This window comes from Dactylosporangium sp. NPDC049140, from assembly GCF_040648435.1.
In genome coordinates this window covers 21816-41164 of sequence record NZ_JBEZDS010000005.1, presented here as the reverse complement: position 1 = coordinate 41164, position 19349 = coordinate 21816, and the positions used below count along the sequence as shown (strand labels likewise).

Annotated in this window: 14 protein-coding genes and 1 tRNA gene; 11 read left to right on the top strand and 4 right to left on the bottom strand. The window is 72.0% G+C overall.

Going from position 1 to position 19349, the window contains the following annotated elements; all coding sequences use genetic code 11:
• Window positions 1–88 precede the first annotated feature (88 nt).
• On the top strand, window positions 89–1429 hold the full coding sequence (locus tag AB0B76_RS10765) for an MFS transporter (RefSeq protein ID WP_360372849.1): 1341 nt from the start codon (window positions 89–91) through the stop codon (window positions 1427–1429).
• A 1-nt stretch (window position 1430) separates the two neighbouring features.
• Here AB0B76_RS10765 and AB0B76_RS10760 read toward each other — a convergent pair whose 3' ends face one another.
• Window positions 1431–5084 (bottom strand): sugar-binding domain-containing protein, encoded by a 3654-nt coding sequence (locus AB0B76_RS10760; RefSeq protein WP_360372846.1) that lies wholly within the window; start codon window positions 5082–5084, stop codon window positions 1431–1433.
• Between the two features lie 94 nt (window positions 5085–5178).
• Between AB0B76_RS10760 and AB0B76_RS10755 the strand changes: the two genes are divergently transcribed.
• Entirely contained in the window at window positions 5179–6132 is a 954-nt protein-coding gene (locus tag AB0B76_RS10755; RefSeq protein ID WP_360372844.1) for a LacI family DNA-binding transcriptional regulator, read from the top strand.
• A gap of 35 nt (window positions 6133–6167) precedes the next feature.
• Window positions 6168–6297: transfer RNA gene (locus AB0B76_RS10750), tRNA-OTHER, on the top strand.
• Between the two features lie 641 nt (window positions 6298–6938).
• On the opposite strand, the gene AB0B76_RS10745 is transcribed toward AB0B76_RS10750, so the two are convergent.
• Window positions 6939–9872, bottom strand: a complete 2934-nt coding sequence (locus tag AB0B76_RS10745; protein WP_360372841.1) for a tetratricopeptide repeat protein — start codon at window positions 9870–9872, stop codon at window positions 6939–6941.
• 291 nt (window positions 9873–10163) lie between these two features.
• Between AB0B76_RS10745 and AB0B76_RS10740 the strand changes: the two genes are divergently transcribed.
• The 3 genes from AB0B76_RS10740 (at window position 10164) to AB0B76_RS10730 (ending at window position 13762) form a co-directional block, all read left to right on the top strand.
• Window positions 10164–11168 carry an SEC-C domain-containing protein gene (locus AB0B76_RS10740; protein ID WP_360372838.1) on the top strand — a complete coding sequence of 335 codons (1005 nt, stop codon included), beginning with the start codon at window positions 10164–10166 and terminating at the stop codon, window positions 11166–11168.
• 46 nt (window positions 11169–11214) lie between these two features.
• Window positions 11215–11499, top strand: a complete 285-nt coding sequence (locus tag AB0B76_RS10735) for a hypothetical protein (RefSeq protein ID WP_360372835.1) — start codon at window positions 11215–11217, stop codon at window positions 11497–11499.
• A gap of 103 nt (window positions 11500–11602) precedes the next feature.
• Window positions 11603–13762 (top strand): hypothetical protein, encoded by a 2160-nt coding sequence (locus AB0B76_RS10730; protein ID WP_360372832.1) that lies wholly within the window; start codon window positions 11603–11605, stop codon window positions 13760–13762.
• Window positions 13763–14083: 321 nt separating this feature from the next.
• On the opposite strand, the gene AB0B76_RS10725 is transcribed toward AB0B76_RS10730, so the two are convergent.
• A complete protein-coding gene (locus tag AB0B76_RS10725; protein WP_360372830.1) occupies window positions 14084–15244 on the bottom strand; it encodes a 4-hydroxybenzoate 3-monooxygenase in 1161 nt (386 codons plus the stop codon).
• Window positions 15245–15346: 102 nt separating this feature from the next.
• Between AB0B76_RS10725 and pcaH the strand changes: the two genes are divergently transcribed.
• Genes pcaH through AB0B76_RS10705 form a run of 4 tightly spaced genes read left to right on the top strand, consistent with a single transcriptional unit; the run spans window position 15347 to window position 17875 of the window.
• Window positions 15347–16090: a protocatechuate 3,4-dioxygenase subunit beta gene (gene pcaH / locus AB0B76_RS10720; protein WP_360372827.1), complete on the top strand. Its 744-nt coding sequence runs from the start codon at window positions 15347–15349 to the stop codon at window positions 16088–16090.
• Window positions 16087–16590, top strand: coding sequence for a protocatechuate 3,4-dioxygenase subunit alpha (pcaG, locus tag AB0B76_RS10715; protein WP_360372824.1), 504 nt, complete (start codon window positions 16087–16089; stop codon window positions 16588–16590). Before pcaH ends, pcaG begins: the two co-directional genes overlap by 4 nt.
• Window positions 16587–17246 carry a 3-oxoacid CoA-transferase subunit A gene (locus AB0B76_RS10710; protein ID WP_360372821.1) on the top strand — a complete coding sequence of 220 codons (660 nt, stop codon included), beginning with the start codon at window positions 16587–16589 and terminating at the stop codon, window positions 17244–17246. The genes pcaG and AB0B76_RS10710 overlap by 4 nt, the downstream gene beginning before the upstream one ends.
• Window positions 17243–17875 (top strand): 3-oxoacid CoA-transferase subunit B, encoded by a 633-nt coding sequence (locus tag AB0B76_RS10705; RefSeq protein ID WP_360372818.1) that lies wholly within the window; start codon window positions 17243–17245, stop codon window positions 17873–17875. The genes AB0B76_RS10710 and AB0B76_RS10705 overlap by 4 nt, the downstream gene beginning before the upstream one ends.
• Here the strand turns inward: AB0B76_RS10705 and AB0B76_RS10700 are convergent.
• Window positions 17858–18784, bottom strand: a complete 927-nt coding sequence (locus AB0B76_RS10700) for an alpha/beta fold hydrolase (RefSeq protein ID WP_360372815.1) — start codon at window positions 18782–18784, stop codon at window positions 17858–17860. The genes AB0B76_RS10705 and AB0B76_RS10700 overlap by 18 nt on opposite strands.
• Between AB0B76_RS10700 and AB0B76_RS10695 the strand changes: the two genes are divergently transcribed.
• Window positions 18750–19301: a TetR/AcrR family transcriptional regulator gene (locus AB0B76_RS10695; protein WP_360372812.1), complete on the top strand. Its 552-nt coding sequence runs from the start codon at window positions 18750–18752 to the stop codon at window positions 19299–19301. The two genes, AB0B76_RS10700 and AB0B76_RS10695, sit on opposite strands and share 35 nt — an antisense overlap.
• Window positions 19302–19349 lie beyond the last annotated feature (48 nt).

Below are 19349 nucleotides of genomic sequence, written 5' to 3'. Positions count from 1 at the left end.
GGACCGGCGCGTCGTGGCGCGGGCGCGGCGGCCGGTAGCTGAACGTTCACCCGGCGTTCAATCGACGGCGAAGGCCCGCGCTGGCAGCATGTCCGCCATGAACGCGCCCGCCGCCGTCTCCACGCGCTCGGAGCGGATCGGCTGGTACTCGTACGACTGGGCCATCTCCGCCTTCCGCGCCACCGTCATCACCGTCTTCCTCGGGCCCTACCTGACCACCGTCGCCGAGCGGGCCGCCGGGCCGGACGGGCTCGTGCGGGTCCTCGGCGTGCCGGTGGCGACGGGCTCGCTCTTCACGTACACCATCTCCGCCTCCGTGCTGCTCACCGTGCCGCTGCTGCCGCTCGTCGGGGCGCTCGCCGACCGCAGCTCGCACAAGAAGCGGCTCCTGGCGCTGTTCGCCTACATCGGCGCCGGCAGCGTGGTCGCGATGGTGTTCCTGACCGGCGACCGGTACCTGCTCGGCGCCGCGCTGCTGCTCGTCGCCAACATCGCCTACGGCGCCGCGAAGGTGGTCTTCAACTCGTACCTGCCCCAGCTGGCCGGGCCCGACGAGCGGGACCGGGTGTCGAGCTTCAGCTGGGCGATCGGGTACATCGGCGGCGGGATCCTCCTCGTCGTCAACCTCGGCGCGCTGCTCGGCCTCGGCGACGAGTACTCGGGCACCGTCGCCCGCTGGTCGATCGTCTCGGCCGGCGTGTGGTGGGCCGCGTTCACCACCGTCGCGGTCGTGCGCCTGCGCGACCGCCCGGCCGTCGCCGGCGAGGGCGGCCGCGGCAACGCGCTCGCCGACGGTTTCCGCCAGCTCCGGCACACCCTCAAGAGCGCGCGGTCGTACCCCCTGACGCTGTTCTTCCTCGCCGCGTACCTGGTCTACAACGACGGCATCCAGACCGTCGTCACCGTCGCGACCATCTACGCCGACCAGCAGCTGCACCTGGACCAGTCGGTGCAGATCGCCACCATCCTGCTGGTGCAGTTCGTCGCGTTCGGCGGCGCGTGGCTGCTCGGCCGCGTCGCCGAGCGCTACGGCGCCTGGCGCACCATCGTCGCCAGCCTCGTCGTGTGGTGCGCCGCGATCGCGCTGGCCTACCCGCTGCCGGAGCGCACGCCGGTGCTGTTCATGCTGCTGGGCGCCCTGATCGGCATCGTGCTGGGCGGCTCGCAGGCGCTGAGCCGGTCGCTGTTCAGCCAGATGATCCCGCGCGGCTCGGAGGCCGAGTACTTCGGCCTGTACGAGATCTCCTCCGACGGCACGAGCTGGCTCGGCCCGCTGCTGTTCGGCCTGGCGTTCCAGCTGACCGGCACGTACCGCATCGCGATCGTGTCGACGCTCGTCTTCTTCGTCGCGGGGCTCGCGATGCTGCTGCTGGTGCCGGTGCGGCGCGCGATCGAGGCCGCCGGCAACACGCCGCCGAAGGTCCTGTGAGTCACGGCAGCCGCTCGCCCGTGCCCAGCGACACCCGGTCGACGGTCAGGTCGGCCCGCGTGGCCGGCTCCGAGCCGATCTTCACGATGTTGGTGCCGGTGCCCTTGCTCACCGCGCCGGACCAGCGCAACACGCCGTCGACGTAGAGGTCGTAAGCGTACGAGCCGTGCACCACCACCCGGTACGTGTGATCCACCGTCGTGTCGAGCGTGAACGACTTCGCCGCGCCGCCGTAGCCGTCGGTGACCGTGCCCGCGGTGCCGTGGTTGAGCACGACCCGGATGTAGTACGCCCCCGAGCGGACCGCCACCTCGCCGCTGCCCGCCGCGTTCGTGTGCGCCACGAACTCGTACGTGAAGGCACCGGCCGGCGGGGTGAAGCCGGCGCGTGCGATCGCGTAGTAGTCGGCGGTGCTGGAGTCGACGACGCGCGCCGCCGAGCCCGTCCACGTGGTCGCCCCGCCGCCGCCGACGCCGGTCCACGCCGCCGGCGCGTCCATGCCGTCGTCGAAGACGTCCCAGCCGGCCGCGCTCGTGACGGTGACCGGCACGTCGGTGCCGCGCTGGTTGCCGGCGTTGTTGTCCCAGGTGAGGTACGCCTCCCACTCGCCCGCCGCCGGGAGCGCGGGGGAGTAGGTGATGGTGGCCGCCGCGCCCGGGTCGGCGTAGAGGACGTCGCCGCCGACCGAGGCCGGTTTCGCGGCGCTCAGCCACGTTCCGGTGCGCACCGCCTGGTCCTCGTCGACCGTGACGGTGGTGCCGGCCCGGCGGAACTGCACCGCGTCGGCGACGACCCGCCCGTTGGCGGCGTTGCTCAGCCGCACCGAGCAGGAGGTGCCGCCGCCGCAGGTGTACTTCCCGAGGTACTGCCAGGTCGTCCCGTTCCCGGGCGCCCGGCTCTCGTCGACCTTCACCGTCGTCGCCCCGCCCGTGACCCGCTGGAACGCGACCCCGTCGGCCACGAGCGCGGGCGCGCTGCCGCCGGGCACCAGCTCGACGTAGTTCGCGGCCTGGCTCGCGCTCATCCGGTACGGCCCGCCGGGCACCTTCACCCACCCGGCCCCGCCGGTGTCGACGGTCGCGGTGCTCTGCACCAGCCCGCCGTCGTCGCGCACCACGTTCACGTTCTGCGTGCCGGAGAGCCCGCCCGGGACGTGGACCCAGATGTCGTACTGCCCTGAGGTACCGAGATACGGCGTGAACCGGGCCAGGTCGCCGGGCTGCGGGGCGGACTTCGCGGCGGCGTCGAGCCCGTACGTGCCGGAGTAGGCGGTCGAGCGCGTGAGCCCGCTGGTGGCCGTGCCCGGCTCGCCGTTGTCGAGCACCACGACGTCGGCGCCGGGGACGGACTGGGTCGGCGGGGGCGCCGCGACGGCCCCGCCGAAGGCCAGGGTCTCGTCGTAGCGCACCGTGCCGGACTTGGCCGCGGTCAGGCGCAGCAGCACGTTCGGGGTCGCGGCCCCGCCGGTGTCGACCGTCACGCTCGCCGAGCCGCCCAGCGGTACCGTCGCCACGCTCGAGCCGGAGCGGATGACCGCGCCGGAGTCCGCGTCGAGCAGGCTCCAGCCGACCGTCACGGCGGTCGAGCGGTCCGCGAGGTCGCTGTTGAAGACGAAGAACGTGCGGCTGCTGCTGTACGTCGTGCTGAGCCCCGGCCCCGTCATGGCCCCGTCGACCCAGGCCTTGTCGAAGACCGCGACGGGCGCGTAGGTGTCCGTCCACAGGGCCTGGGCGTCGGGCATCGCGGTCGTCGACGGCGGGCTCGTGTACGGGTTCAGGATGCTGTGCCACAGGTACTGCGCGTGGTACCCGGGGACGTCCGTGCTCGTCCACGGGATCTGGTACGAGCTCGCCGGCAGGGAGAAGACCTTCTGGAAGTTGTAGAAGGCGAGCATGACCTTCGCGTCGTAGCCGAGGCTCATGCGCTGCTGGCGGAAGATGCGCATCGAGTCGACGACGGAGGCGCGGCGGGCGGCGTCGCCGAGCTTGAGGTACGACGCGTTCTCCTCGTAGGTGAACCACGTCTTCGGGGTCGGGTTCGACAGGTAGCCGCCGAGGTAGCCGTCGGACTTCACCTCGGCCGTCTCCGCGTCGGCGGAGACGAGCTGAATGTCGGGGTTCACCGCGTCCTCGCCGCCGTAGCCCGTCTGCATGCCGGCGGTCAGGTCGGCGTTGTACGCCGGGTTCTCGTTCGAGATCGACCACATCACGATCGACGGGTGGTTACGGTAGTGCCGGGCGATGCCGAGCACCGCCTCGAGGCCGGTCTCGCGCTGGGTCGCGGCGAGCGGCACCTCCCAGCTCGGGTGTGTGATCGGGTTCTCGGCGATGAGCATCATGCCCTTCTCGTCGGCGATGTCGACGATGTCGCGGTTGAGGGCCCAGCCGCGGTGGATGCGCAGGACGTTGATGTTCATGGCCTTGGCGACGTCGATGACCTGGCTGAAGTACGACCGGGTCAGGGCCCAGTTGCCGTTGAACGTGAGCCCGTCGGCGTCGATCCCGCCGGCGCCGGCGCCGTGCAGGTTGGTCTCGATCGACTCGCCGAACAGGGCGGTGCGCACGCCGTTGACGTACACGCCGCGGAGGTTCGGGTCGCCGGAGCTGACCGCCTTCACGTCGCGGACGCCGAACCGCTCGGTGTGCTGGTCCACCGCGGTGGCCCCGATCTTGAGCGTCGTGACGAGGTTGTACAGCACCGGGTCGTCCGGCCACCAGAGCTGGAAGGTGGTCCAGGGCTGGGTGATGGTGATCTTGACGCGCTGGCCGTCGGGAACCGTCTGCACCGGGCTGCCGGCGAACGTGAGCGCGGCGGCGCCGTCGGACCAGCGGTTCACCTGGTTGGCCACGGAGACGGTCTGCGCGGCGCCCGACTCGTTGCGGACGGTGACCTCGGCGGTGACCTTCCCGCCGGCGCGGTCGGGGCGGACGAAGACGTCCTCGACGTACACGTTCGGCTCCCCGACCAGCTCGACGTCCTTGAACAGGCCCGACTTGGCCTCGTGGTAGAGCCGCGGGGCGCTGCCGTCGCTCTGGTTCCAGTACTCGCCGCGCACGCCCATCGGGTACTTCACGACGCTGTACTCCGCCGGGGACGGCCCGATGAAGTTCGCGGTGATGTCCTGCACGAGCACGTCGAGCGTGTTGCTGGCCGAGCCCGGCGTGACGAGGTCGGTGATGTCCACGTCGAAGGGCGTGAGCGCGAACTCGTGGGTGCCGGCGACGGTCCCGTTGACGGTGATCGTCGTCTGCCAGTTGACGCCCTCGAAGTGCAGCTTGACCCGCTGGCCGGCGAACGAGGCCGGGACCGCGAACGTCCGCTTGTACTCGCCCTTGTGGATGTAGTGCCAGTAGCTCGGGAAGTCGAACTCGCCGACGCTGTTCCACGCCATCGGCACCCGCACGTCGTGCCAGGTGCTCCACTCCGCGGCCGGCACCGCGTCGATCGCGTCGCGGATGAAGTGCCGGTCGAGCGGGGTGTCCTGCTGCTCCCACCCGAAGAACGGCATCTTGACCGCCTTGAACTGCCACGCGTCCCCGTTGAGCGTGACCTTCTGCGCGGTGTCGGGGGTCGCCGCATCGGCGTGCGTGGGGTAGATGAGCGTCAGGAGGGCCGAGACGAGCACCCAGATCATCACGTGGCGGCGTGCGGTCATGGCGGCGAGTGTGGTTTTCGCCGGCCGCCCCCGTCAAGAGACTAATACGTATTAGTTGGTTGACTTCGCCGGTCCGTGGCCCGAGGCTGATGCGGTGGCCCGGAGGGTGACCCAGCGCGACATCGCCCGCATGACGGGCGTGAGCCAGACCCTGGTCTCGTTCGTGCTCAACGGCCGCGACGACGACCCCCGCCTGAAGATCGCCCCGGAGACCCGCGAGCGCGTCCGCCGGGCCATCGAGGCGACCGGGTACGTGGCCGACCCGGTGGCCCGCCGCCTGGCCGAGCGCCGCAACCGCATCCTGGGCGTCTTCACCTACGAGCCGGTCTTCCCGAGCTCGGCCCGCGACTTCTACCACCCGTTCCTGGTGGGCATCGAGCGCCGCGCGGAGGAGCTCGACATCGACCTGCTGCTGCTGACCAGCGGCCGGCGGCAGGTCCTCCAGCGCCTGCGCCTGGCCGACGGCGCCATCCTGCTGGGCCGCTCGCTGGACCGCGCCGAGCTGACGAGCCTGGTGCGTTCGGGCCCGCCGTTCGTCTCCGTCGGCCGCCGCGACGACGCCGGCGGCCCGGTGCCGTACGTCGGCGCCGACTACGCGTCCGCGACGGCCGCGGTGGTCCGCCGCGCGGTGGGCCTGGGCCACACGCGCCTGGCGTACCTGGGCGCGGGGCAGGGCGCCGAGGCCTGGACCGACCGCTGGCGCGGCTTCACGGCCGGCCTGGAGGGCACGGGCGCGACGGCGGTACGCCTGGGCACGCCGGACGCGGTGCGCGCGGCGGGCGTGACGGCGGTGGTGTGCGAGGAGGCCGCGGACGGCCCGGCCGTGCACGCCGTCGCCCCGCACCTGTCCGTCATCACGCTGGGCGAGCCGACGCGGGCGGCCGACCCGGCGGGCGTCGTGTTCACCGGCATCGAGATCCCGCGCGAGGAGATGGGGGCGCAGGCGGTGGACGTGCTCGCCGCCCTGGTCGAGGGCCGCCCGGCCCAGCTGCAGCGCCTCCTGCCCTGCACCGTGATCGAGGGCGAGACCCTGCACGTAAACCGCTAGCCCGGCCGCGCGTACCGTGCGATCGTCAATGCCTTGGGTCGCTAGCTCAACTGGTAGAGCATTCGGCTGGTTAGTCCTTCCGCCCCCCGCCCTCGCGGCGGCCATGGGAGTACTTCCTTCTCCTTTTGGACCGAAGGGTTCGGGGTTCGAGTCCCCGGCGACCCACCGTGTCTCTAGTCGGCGGGGGAGGCTTCGCCTCCACCCGCACCCCCTCACGATCGGCGCCTGGCCTGCCGGGCCGCGCGGGGCTCGGCGGCTCCCGCCCGCCGGAGATGCACAGTACGTCCCCGCAGCGGCAGGACATGCGCGGCACGGTATCGCGGCCGCGCCGCGCGCCGGAGTCATGAGCACCGACGAGCGCCCAACGGTACGCGGGCAGAGTGGCCGAGGCGTCGGCATCACCCGGTCCAAAGCCATCGACAAGCTTCGCCGCATGCGTGAGCGTCGCGAGCCGAGGTCCAACCAGAACCCGCGTTACCTTCGCTACTCGGTCACCGAGTCACGGTAGAGCTGTGCCGGTCGCGGACAGCACCGGTTTCCTGTCCCGACAAGCGGCCGGGTCCCCATCGCCGGCCGTCGGAGCACGTAGGGCTGCTGGACCGGATCCCAGGCCCTGCGCCGAGCAGCGGCTTCGGGGTCACCGTCCCTCCCCGGCCTCGATCCTGGTGATCCGGAAGCCCTCCACGGCAAGGATGCCAGCCATGATCCGGCCCGTCACGTAGCGGCTACTCCTCGCAGAGGCCGACGAGGGGATAGGCGGCGCTCAGTGCGGCCGTGTCCCGAAACGTGGCGCTGGTGGACGTCGGTCAACGGTCGAGTTGCTGCCGACATAGTCCGAGTCGGTTCTGGGCCTCGAGAGTGGCCGGATGGTCCGGGCCGCATACCCGGACCAGGTCACCGAGGAGGCCTTCGAACTCGGCGACCGCGGCCGCTGGGTCGCCGGATCCGGCCCGCCAGAATGCCAGGCTGCTTCGGGTGCCCAGAGTTTCAGGATGATCGGGTCCGAGGACGCGTACCCGATCGGAGAGCACTTCCTCGAACGCCTGGACGGCGGCACCTGGATCGCCGGCATCGCCAAACAGTGTGGCGAGGTTTGCCCGGTTCCACAGCGTGTCGGGATGGTCGGGTCCGAGGACGCGTACCCGATCGGAGAGCAGGTCAGCGAAGGCGACGGCCGCACCGGCGAGGTCACCGGCCCGTTGCCGCCAGTACGCCAGATTGCCGCGTCCGGTCAGGGTTTGCGGATGGTCCACACCCATCACGCGTGCGAAGTCGCCTGCGAGTGCCTCGAACTCGTCGACCGCCTTGCCGACGTCGCCGGCCTCGCCGCGCCACGAGGCGAGATTGCCGCGGGTTGCCAAGGTGTCGGGGTGATCAGGCCCGAGAATGCGCAGCTGGTCGTCGAGCAGCTCCTCGAATCCGATAATGGCGCCGGCGACGTCGCCGCCTTCCCCGATCATCGACGCCAGGTTGCTGCGACTGCGCATGGTGATGGGATGGTCCGGCCCCAGCACTGCGATCTGCTCCGGGATCAGCGTCCGGTAGGCGGCGACCGCGCCCGGCACGTCGCCTGCGACTCCGCGCCATCGGGCCAGGCTGCCGCGGATGGTCAGCGTCCGGTAGCTCTGTGGGCCTAGCACGCGGCTGTAGTCATCGACCAGTGCTTCGAACTCGGGGACCGCCCCGGCGGGATCGCCGGCGCGGGCGCGCGAGTGGGCGATGTTGTTGCGGGTCGAGAGGGTCTCACCGTGGTCAGCCCCGAGAATCCGTACCTGGTCGGCGAGTAACGCCCGGTTAGCCTCGATCGCACCGCGTAGATCACCCGCTTCGCCGCGCCAGCGCGCGAGGTTGCTGCGGGCCGCCAGGACGTCAGGATCGTCGGGTCCGAGGCTTGTAACCTGATCGGCGATAAGTACTTCGGCGTCCGCCGCGGCAGCTGCGGCGTCTCCAGACTCACCACGCCAGCGAAGCGAGTACGCGCGGCTGAGCAGAGTGTCACGGTGGCTGGCGCCGAGCCGCGAGGATGCGTCGGTGGTCAGTTGGTCAAAGTAGGCAGTCGCAGCCTGGAGTAGCCCAGCGCTGCCGAGACTGTATCCTGCCTGCAGGAGCACGGCGTGCGCTGCGGTCGTCCACAGACTGCCCTCGGCGTGACTTCGCAAGGCATCTACATTGGACCGCAACGACTGCGCCAGCGCGACGTCTCGGTCGACTTCGGGCCAGATTTCGACTATCCCGTCGGCCGCTGCACGGGCCGCGCGTAGGAGGAGGTCGTGCGAGGTCTGGTCCCGCATCGACCGCTGCACCAAAGCGTGAACCCGCACGCTGCTGGTGTTGCCGGCCGCGTCCTCGTCCAAGACCACGAGATTGAGCCGAACCAGGCAGGCGATCGCATCGCGCGTCACATCTGCTGTGACCGGCTCGGCCGTTGAGGCGTTCGGCTGGACAGCCGTTAGGAACTCCACCGTTGCCCGTGCCGACATCAGCTCGATCGGAACGCCGTTTGGGTTCAGCAGGCTAAGCAGTACCGACAGCGGGCGGGCCAGCCCTCGCGGTGCCAGCTGATCGGCTGCCTCCACCGACAGGGTCAACGTGATGGCGCTGGGTCGTGAGTAGTCATCTGGCAGAGAGGCGGGCACGAGGGCGGCGAACGCGTTGTGCTGGTCGGAGAAGCGAACTCGGTACTCCGCGCAGGTCAGGTCACCGTCGAAGATGTAGGCGACGGCCTGGGCAAGAGCCAGGGGAAGGTAGCCCAGGTCCGCGGCCAGATCGTCGGCCTCATCGAGCCGGGCCGGGTCCTCCGCAAATTGCTCGGCCAGGTAGGCGCGGGCCTCCCAGGGGGTAAACAACCCGACCGGCAGCACCTCTCCATGGCTGCGCAATGACGCATCCCGGCGCCGTGTGGTCACAATGACCTGGCCACCATGGGTTGCCGGCGGCCACCACCCGTCCAGATCGGACGGGTCCGTCAGGTCGTCGAGGATGACCAGCCAGCGGGCCGTCGTAACGCCGAGATAGGCCAGAAATGCGGCGGCGCCGTACGCCGGATCAGCCTGGTCGACCCCGGTGATCTCGGCTCCGATCTGGGCGTAGCCCGTCACGATCGCACTGCGACTCTGGGCGTTGATCCACACAAGGATGTCCAACTGCGCATTGTCGCGCAGACGCCGCGCTACGGCCGCCGCCAGCTGGGTCTTGCCTACCCCGCCCAAGCCCGAGAGAATCTGCGCCGACGAGCCGGTGAGAATGGCTGTACCGCGGGCCGCCAGCGCGGCGTCCAGGTCGGCGGCCACCGTGCGTTGCTGGAAACAGTCCGCTCCGTTGGGCACAGGGCCTACAGCATGGCGAACCGTACGCCTCAACGGCGCCTGCCCCCGCAATCGCTGGACGAATGCCGCTCCGGGCATCCGACCGTCGCGTACGTCCTCCACCTGGATCTCGTCGAGACCAAGAATGATGTCGCCGCGCAGGCGCAGCGGCAGAACGGGCTTGCCCGCGTGCTGAGCCAGGTCCACCTCGCGAGCCACCCATCTCGATGCCGCGGCCGCCGGGGACATCACGACCAGCAGCGCAGAGCACGATGTGATCCGCTCCCGGAGCACCTGCTCCCAGCGCTCTCCCGTCGCGATTTCATCGTCGGCCCACACATCCACCCCGGACCGAGCCAGCGAGGCGACCAGCCGATGCACGTAATCACGGTCAGAATGGGCGTAGCTGACGAATATGTATCCACCGTCAGACATCACTCACCACACACCTCCGGAACGCGGTGCCCTCGACTGCGACGTCTCCGACATGGGCGGTGTTCGTCGAATTGACCACCAGCATGAAGCCTCCTGGGGCGGACGTTAAGCATCGGGTCGTTGCCGCGTTGGATGAGGGGATGCGCGCGCCGGGGTGAGTGCGCGGACCGTTTCGTAATGTGAGGACGCCGTTGACCCCGGTCGCACTTCGCCGGGCACGTGGGAGCCACAGTTGGACGAGTGAGACGCAGATCAACGGCGAAGGCGAATCAGTCGCAGTAGCGTGGCGGTGTGTTGACAAAAGGGAAGCTCACCAGCGCGGACCTTCGTGAGATCCGGCAGTCCGCGCTCGGTGCGGCCGATCCGCTCGGCGTCGCGGCGGAGTTGGCCGGGGCCGTCGATGGCGAGCGTCTGGCCGATCCGCAGGACGCTGGGTTCGCGCTCATGCTCGCCGCCGAGATCGCCGAGAGCCGGACGAAGCTCGACGCGGCACTGCGGTACGTCGAGCGGGCCATCGACGCCTACGGGCCGCGGGACGACAGCGAGGCCGGCGCCGCGCGGGCACTGCGGGCCCGGATCCTGTTCCGATCCGGGCGCGAGGACGAGGCGATGGCCGAGCTCGAGCCGCTGCGCCCGCTGCTCGGGCGGCATCCCGATGCGGCGGCGTACCTCGGGGCCGCGCTGGCCGCCGGCGGGCGCAACCTGGTCGCCGAGGAGTGGCTGACCGAGGCGGTGCGGGTCGCGCTGGCCGAACGCGCCGCCACCACGGATCGGTCCGCCGAGCCGCCCAGCGCCGAGGACGCCGGTCTGCTGTTCTTCCTGCTGCAGCAGCGGCACCGGGTCCGCCACGCCATCGGCCGGTCGCACGACGCCCATGACAACCTCGCCGAGCGGCTGGAGAGCAAGCTGGCCGTGACCGGCGCCGCCGCGGCCGCTGATTCGGCCGATGACCTGTTGTTCTGGCCGCAGGCCGAGTTCGATCGCCTGGTGGCGCAGTGGCCGGCCCTGTCCGAGTCGTACGGCGGGACCTGGGACGAGCACCGCGCCCGGCTGGAGCGTGAACTGGTCCGGTCGGCCGGCACCGGCCGGTCCCTGCTGCGCGGCTCGGTCGCGGGCCTGATCGGGTTCGCCGGCCGGGACGGTGCGCCGGCCGACCCGCAGACGCGCGCCGGCTACGCCGACCGGCTGGCCGCCGGCTCGGGACGGATCGCCTGGCCGCCCGAGCGCAACGAGCCGTGTTGGTGCGGGTCCGGGAGCAAGTACAAGAAGTGCTGCCTGCCCCGGTCGCGCGGCTGATCCCCGCGGGCCGCTTGTGCGGCGGAGGGCGCCCGGCTATGCCCGGTTGGGCGCCGTTTCCTCGCAGCGCTATCTGGGCCGCCGCATCGCCCGGGAGCTGTGGACCGGGGCGGACGCCGGCGCGACGTACGTGCAGACGCTCAGCGCCGTCGGGTTCGGGCTGGGTTCGGGCGAGGGCTACAGCGACCCCACGTTCGCCGCCCTGTACCCCAACTGCGCCACCGTGTTCGGGTTCCACGATGCCGAAGCGACCGGCACGCCACCGGCCGGCCTGCGCTACGACGTGATCGGCTGGTACGCCGATCCGGCCCAGGCGCCGCGGCGGCCGTGATCCGCCCGTACCCCGGCGAAAAACCACCACCGTCGCACTTCCGGCTTGCGGTAACCTCGGGGCCCACCTGTGGTCACGAACGCCGGAACGGGGGCGACCCTTCGTGCTCGAGAAGCTGATTGTTTCCAAGACTTTGCGCGTGCCGGTTAGCACCGGCGCGCCCGGCGACGGTGCGCCCGTCGCGCGGCAGCTCGACGCGGCGCTGCTCGACGCCGGGTTCTCCGCGTCGCGGGCCGTGCTCGAGCACGTCGGCGCCCTGGCCCCGGGCCCGGCCATGGACCTCGCGGCCACGGTCGTCTCCGCGGTGCGCGAGCTGGTCGGCGACCATGTCCGGCACAACGCGTACTTCATCGGCTTCCCCGACGACGTGCCCGACACCGTCGAGTTCTGGACCGGGCGGCTGCGGGCGGCGGTACTCGCCGGAGGCGGCTCGGCCACCGACGAGCAGCTGCGCAGCCTGCTCGGCACGGGCGGCGTGAACCTGCTCGACCTGCCGGGCTACGGCACCTACCAGCACACGTACGACGAGCTGCTCGCCGCGCACGACGCGTTCGTCGCCGCGGCCGGCGACCGGCTGACCGTGCTGCACCTCGGCGACAGCGCCGAGGCCGAGGCATCGCGGCTGTACCTGGCCCTGGCCGGCGGCGCGGTGCCGCTCGGCGAGGCCGACCTCGCGATCCTCGGCGAGCTCGCCGTGGCCTGCCTGGACGGCGAGCAGCCGGCGACGGTTCCGGTGCGCGAGCACCGCGCCGTGCTCAACGGCGTCCGCCTCGTCCTCGGCCGGCCGCTGGTCGCCGTGGACACCACGACCGACGTGCTGCGCCTGGCCTGCCAGGTCTCCGGCGGCGACGCCTCGCTCGCCACCCCGACCCGGTTCCGGGCCTTCCGGCGCCGGGAGCGGCGGGTCCTGCTGGCCGCGCTGCACGAGATCGTCGCGGCGAGCCCGGACAAGCTCGGCGACGTCGCGCGCCACGCCGAGCCGTGGAAGCGGCTCGGGGAGCGGCTGCATCCGCACGAGTACGCCCAGTGGCCGCAGGCCCGCGAGGTCTTCGCGGTCGCTCGGGGTGAGCGGCGGGTGCGCAACCTCGCCGGTCGCGCCGAGGCGGCGGTCCGCACGGGCGCGGCCGACCGGGCTGCGACCGTACTGTCGGCGGCTCCGGGTCTTCTGCTGCGGTCGGCGGACCGGCTGCTGCGGCTCGCCCCGCCGGCCCAGCGCGCCGCGGTCGTCGACGCGGTCACGGCCGCGCTCGGCTCGGCGTCGGGTCGCGTGCTGTGCTCCCTGCGGGAGCACGTCGGCAACCGGCTGGCGCCCGTGTCGGCGCGGATGTACGCGAACCGTTCGCGGCGCGCGTGGGTCGGCCGGGACGAGCGGCCGCCGCTGCCGGCCGAGCTGGTGGCCGACCTGTCGGCCCGGCTCGACGCGGAGATCGGCGCCCGGCTGCCGCAGCCGGCGCACCCGCTCCTGGTGGACCCGGACGTGCTCGACGTCGCCCTGCCCCTGTCGGGCAAGGCGGCCGAGGGCGGCTTCGCGGTGCTGCCGCGGGGCTCGCGCGCGCCGGTCCCGGGCGAGCTGCTGCGCTTCTTCACGTACTGGCGCCAGAACAGCCGCCGCACCGACTACGACCTGTCGGTACTGCTGCTGGACGACGACTTCCACACGGCGGGCCAGGTGTCGTGGACGAACTACCACCACGACGGCGTGGTGCACTCCGGCGACATCACCGACGCCCCGAACGGCGCGACCGAGTTCATCGACGTGCCGCTGACCGTGGGCGGACGCTATGTGGTGCCGCAGGTGTACATCTACGCGGGCGAGTCGTTCGACGAGGTCGCCGAGTCGATGTTCGGGTACCAGACCCGCACCGCCGACCAGCACGGCACCCCGTTCGACGCCCGCACCGTCCGCGCCCGCTCGCACATGCGCGGCGAGGGCCGGATCGCGCTGCCGATGGTCTTCGCCAAGGGCGAGCGCGGCTGGCAGGCCGTGTGGCTGCACCTGTACCTGCACGGCCGCCCGGCGTTCAACCGCGTCGAGGACAACAAGTTCACGACCGCGGACCGCGTCCGGGCCCTGATGGAGCGGCGGTACCTCACCATGGCGTACCTCATCGACCGCTGGCGCACGCGGACCGAGGTCACGACGTGGGACGGCCGCGCGCCGGACGGGCCGGTGACGTACATCGGCCTCGAGGCCCCGGACAACCTGCCGGAGGGGTCCGAGGTGTATACATTGGATCGGCTCACCGAGCTGATCCCGGCATAGACGGCGCGAGCCGAGGCCATGAGGGCGCTTCCTCCTATTCCGTTCGACTCGGGAACCTCCGCGCAAGCGGGGGATCTGGTATTCAGCGCCCGCGCTCTCCTCGGCTCGTGCCACGCCGTAACCAAGCAGTGCCGAGGAGAAGGTCAAGCGAGCGGTCATCCGGCGCGGACGCTCCCGTAGTAGTACGTGACCAGGAGCGCGTCTTCGGGCCGATGGCAGGAAGCCCGTCGCCGGGCCCCGCGCGGCCTGGCGCGTGAGGCGCAGATCGTGAGGGGGTGCGGGTGGAGGCGAAGCCTCCCCCGCCGAGTTAGGAGGCACAGCTCATATCGGTAGGCCGGCATAGTTCTCGGCCAGGCCCGTCGCGCCCGCGATGCTCGTCGTCACCCACCGTAGCTGGGATAGCTGGAGCTCCGCGTCGAACGGGTCGCCCGAGGCGTGCAGCATCGTCGTCATCCACCACGAGAAGTGGGTGCAGCGCCAGACTCGGCGCAGGGCGTCGTCCGAGTATCGGTCGGCCGGTCCGGCATCCCGCTCCTTGACGAGGGCGATCAGCGCGCGCGACAGCAGGGCCACGTCCGCGATGGCCAGGTTCAGGCCCTTCGCGCCCGTCGGGGGCACGATGTGCGCGGCGTCGCCGGCCAGGAACAGGCGGCCGTACCGCATGGGGGTCTGCACGAAGCTGCGCATGGGCAGGACCGATTTGTCGGTGATCGGGCCCGGAGCCAGGGTCCAGCCGTCCTGGCCGTGGCCGAGCCGTTTGGCGAGCTCGTCCCAGACCTGCGCGTCGGACCAGGCGGCGGCGTCGGTTCCGTTGGGCACCTGGAGGTACAGCCGCGAGACCGTCTCCGACCGCATCGAGTGCAGCGCGAACCCGTCGGGGTGCCAGGCGTAGATGAGCTCGTCGGTCGACGGGGCCACGTCGGCCAGGATGCCCAGCCAGGAGTAGGGATAGGTGCGCTCGAAGACCTGCCGCGCCGACGCCGGGACGGCCGCGCGGCTCGGGCCGAAGGAGCCGTCGCAGCCCGCGATGACGGACGCCTCCAGCTTGACGGCCGCGCCGTCGCGGTCGCGGAACGTCACGTACGGGCGGTCCGTGGTCAGGTCGTGCAGCCGCGTGTCCGAGACCTCGTACAGGACCGGGCCGGAGTGCGCGGCCACCAGGTCCTTCTGCACCTCGGTCTGCCCGTACACCCACACGCTGCGGCCCGCGAGGTCGACGAAGTCGAGGTGGTGGCGCTTGTGCGGCCACTGCAGGTACACCCCGCGGTGCTCGTGGCCCTCGGCGCGCAGGCGGTCGCCGAGGCCGGCCTCGGTCAGCAACTCGACGCTGGAGTGCTCCAGGATCCCGGCCCGGATGCGCGAGGCCACGTACTCCTGCGACCGCGACTCCACCACGACGGACTCGACGCCGGCCCGGGCCAGCAGGTGCGAGAGCAGCAGTCCGGCGGGGCCGGCGCCGACGATGGCGACCTCGGTGCGCATGTCCCCCAGCCAACCCCGCCGGGCCGGGCGGGACAAGGCCCGGGTTCCACTGAACGGAAGGGACTGCTCGCGGGGACGGCCGCGGGCGCATACGGTTCGGACGTGAGCAGTTTGCCGACCCAGGCCGACATCGACAAAGAGATCGCGGCGATCGCCGCGGCGCGCACGGCCGGCCACGGGACGCGGCTGGACTATCCGCCGTACCGCAGCACGACCCTGCGCCATCCGGCCCGCCCCCCGGTGCCCGTCGACCCGGAGGGGGTGGAGCTGTGGGCGCCCGTCTTCGGCCCCCGCGACGTCGCCGCCGACGAGGCCGACCTGACCATCCAGCACGCGGGGGAGCCGATCGGGGAGCGGATCGTGCTGGCCGGGCGGGTCCTCGACGGCGGCGGGCGGCCGGTCGCCCACCAACTCGTCGAGGTGTGGCAGGCGAACGCGGCCGGGCGGTACCGCCACCAGCGCGACCAGCACCCGGCGCCGCACGACCCGAACTTCACCGGGCACGGGCGCTGCATCACGGGCGCCGACGGGAGTTACCGGTTCGTCACCGTCAAGCCGGGGCCGTACCCGTGGCGCAACCACGTCAACGCGTGGCGCCCCGCGCACATCCACTTCTCGCTGTTCGGCACCGGCTTCACCCAGCGCCTGGTGACGCAGATGTACTTTCCCGGCGACCCGCTGTTCGCCCGCGACCCGATCTTCCAGTCGATCACCGACCCGAAGGCCCGGGAGCGGCTCATCGCCGCCTACGACCACGATCTCAACACGCCGGAGTGGAGCCTCGGCTACCGCTGGGACATCGTGCTCACCGGCACGCACCGCACCCCGCTGGAGGACGAGGCATGACGCCGGGCCAGACCGTCGGTCCGTTCTTCCACCTGGGCCTGCCCTACCCCGGCGACAGCGAGCTCGTGCCGCCCGGGCGGGCCGGGGCCGTACAGCTGCAGGGGTTTGTGCTCGACGGGGCCGGCGATCCCGTGCCGGACGCGCTCATCGAGCTGTGGCAGGCCGATGCCGAGGGCCGGGTCGTGCGCGCGGCCGGCTCGCTGCGCCGCGACGGCTGGACGTTCACCGGCTGGGGGCGGGCCGGCACGGACGCGACCGGGCGGTACACCTTCTCGACGCTCGCGCCCGGCGGGCCGCGCCCGTTCTTCGCCCTGACGGTGTTCGCGCGCGGGCTCACCGACCGGCTGTTCACGCGCGCCTACCTGCGCGCGGAGGACCTGCCGCCGGTGGACCGCCGCGAGACGCTGCTGGCCGTCGCCGAGCCGCACGGATGGCGCTTCGACATCCGGCTCCAGGGCGACGACGAGACGGTGTTCCTGACGTTCCCGGGGCAGCAGTGACTTCGGTGTGTACCGCGGAAGAGGCCGTCGCCTCCGTGCGCGACGGCGACACCGTGCTCGTCGGCGGGTTCGGGATGGCCGGCATGCCCGTTACGCTCATCGACGCGCTCATCGCCCACGGCGCCGCCGGGCTGACCATCGTGTCGAACAACGCCGGCAACGGTGACACGGGCCTCGCCGCGCTGCTGGCGGCCGGGCGGGTCCGCAAGGTGATCTGCTCGTTCCCGCGCCAGGCCGACTCGTGGGTCTTCGACGGGCTCTACCGGGCCGGGAAGATCGAGCTGGAGGTGGTACCGCAGGGGACGCTGGCCGAGCGCATGCGCGCCGCGGGTGCGGGCATCGGCGCCTTCTACTGCCCCACCGGCGTGGGCACGCCGCTGGCCGAGGGCAAGGAGACGCGGGTCATCGACGGGCGCGCCTACGTGCTGGAGTACCCGATCCGCGGCGACGTCGCCCTGATCCGCGCGCACACCGGCGACCGGATGGGCAACCTCGTGTACCGCAAGACCGCCCGCAACTTCGGCCCGGTGATGGCCACGGCGGCGGCGCTCACCGTCGCCGAGGTGCGGCACGTCGTCGAGCCCGGCGCCATCGACCCGGAAGCGGTGGTGACGCCGGGCATCTACGTCGACCGGCTCGTGGAGGTGGCCGGATGACCCTGTCCCGCTCGGACATGGCGGCCCTGGTGGCGCGGGACATCCCCGACGGTGCCTACGTGAACCTGGGCATCGGCCAGCCCACGACCGTCGCGGACCATCTCGCCCCGGAGCGCGGGATCGTGCTGCACACCGAGAACGGCATGCTTGGCATGGGCCCGCTGAACGAGGACGACCCCGACCCGGACCTCATCAACGCGGGCAAGCAGCCGGTGACCGAGCTCCCCGGGGCCGCGTACTTCCACCACGCCGACTCCTTCGCCATGATGCGCGGCGGCCACCTGGACGTCTGCGTGCTCGGCGCCTTCCAGGTGTCGGCGGGCGGCGACCTGGCCAACTGGCACACCGGCGAGCCGGGCGCGATCCCCGCCGTCGGCGGTGCGATGGACCTCGCGATCGGGGCGAAGGAGGTGTACGTCATGATGAGCCTCTTCGCCCGGGACGGCTCCCCGAAGCTGGTGCCGGCGTGCACGTACCCGCTGACCGGCCTGGCCTGCGTGAGCCGCGTCTACACCGAGCACGCCGTCTTCCGCCTGGGCCCGTCCGGCGTGGTCGTGGCCGAGACCTTCGGCACCACCGTGGACGAGCTGCGGGCCCGCCTGGCCGTGCCCCTACTTGGCGGCGAGTGAGCCGAGGGCGCCGTCCGCGTCGAGGGGCTCGCCGCGCAGGTACGCCGTCGTGAGCCGCTGGATGAGCGCGACCCGCTCGGGGTTCTCGTCGGTGGTCTCGGCCGACTCGTAGCCGGAGATGCCGCCGAGGGAGTGTTCGGCCCCGAACAGGGTCAGCAGGTGCTTGGGCCCCGGGCTGAGGTGGTAGGCGTCGGTGAACCAGTCGGGGCCGCGCACCGACAGCGCCGACTGGTCGTGGTCGCCGGCGACGATGAGCGCGGGCGTCTCCATGTGCTCGAAGTCCGGGCTCATGAACGGGAAGTGCTCGGCCGCGAACGGCGTCAGGTCGTCGCCGCCCTTGCCGGTGAGGGCCAGCAGTACCCCCGCGGAGACCCGCTTGTCGGTGAAGTCCTCGCCGCTCGGGGTGCGCGCGCCGAGCAGGGTGCTGGCGGTCTGGGCGCCCCAGGAGTGCCCGGCCACGGCGATCCGTGAGTGGTCGACGCGGTTCGCGAGCCCGGGCATGGCCGCCTCCAGCTCGTCGAGGCGGTCGATGGCCTCCTTGAGGTCGTCGATGCGGATGCGCCAGACGTCGTCGGTGAGGGGCCGGTTCAGCGTCCGGGAGTCGAGGTGCGTCGGCTGGACGACGACGAAGCCGTGCGCGGCCCAGTACGCCGCGAGCGGCTCGTAGCCGCGCGCCGACTGCCCGAACCCGTGCGAGAACACGATGACGGGCAGGCCGGTGCCGGTGACGGGCGCGGAGACGCGGACGGGCCGGGTGAGGGCGATCGGGTGCACGGAGACGACGGGCGTGGGCATGGAGGTCCTCCGGTATGCTGTCTTAACGGAACCTGGTTCCGCTAAGTTATCCGGAACCTGGTTCCGGTATCCACTCTTTGTGACGGGGGTTACGGTGGCCGATCCGCCGCGCAAGCGCCGCTCGGATTCGCGCCGCAACGAGCAGGCCCTGCTCGAGGCGGCGGCCGCGGCGTTCGTCGCGTCGGGCGTCGACGCGCCCGTGCGCGACATCGCGGCCCGGGCCGGGGTCGGCGTCGGCACGATCTACCGCCACTTCCCGACCCGCGCCGACCTCGTCGTGGCCGTGTACCGCCACCAGGTCGAGGCGTGCGCCGAGGCGGGCCCGGCGCTGCTGGCCTCGAGCCCGTCGCCGCACGCCGCGCTGGCCGCCTGGATCGAGCTGTTCGCCGACTTCCTGGTGACCAAGCACGGCCTGGCCGACCAGAGCCTGCACGGGTACTTCATCGAGCGCCTCGTCCCCGTCTGCGCCCAGCTGCTCGAGGCCGCCGCCGGCTCGGGCGAGATCGAGCCCGGCATGGACGCGCTGGTCCTGATGCGCGGGGTCGGCAACCTGTGCATCGGCGCGGCGGACCCCGGCTACGACGCCCGGCGCATGATCCGGCTCGTCATCGCGGGACTGCGCGCGCGGTAGGGCCTTCCCCCGCGTCCGCACTGCTGTTCGCGACCCCGGCCCGGCTGT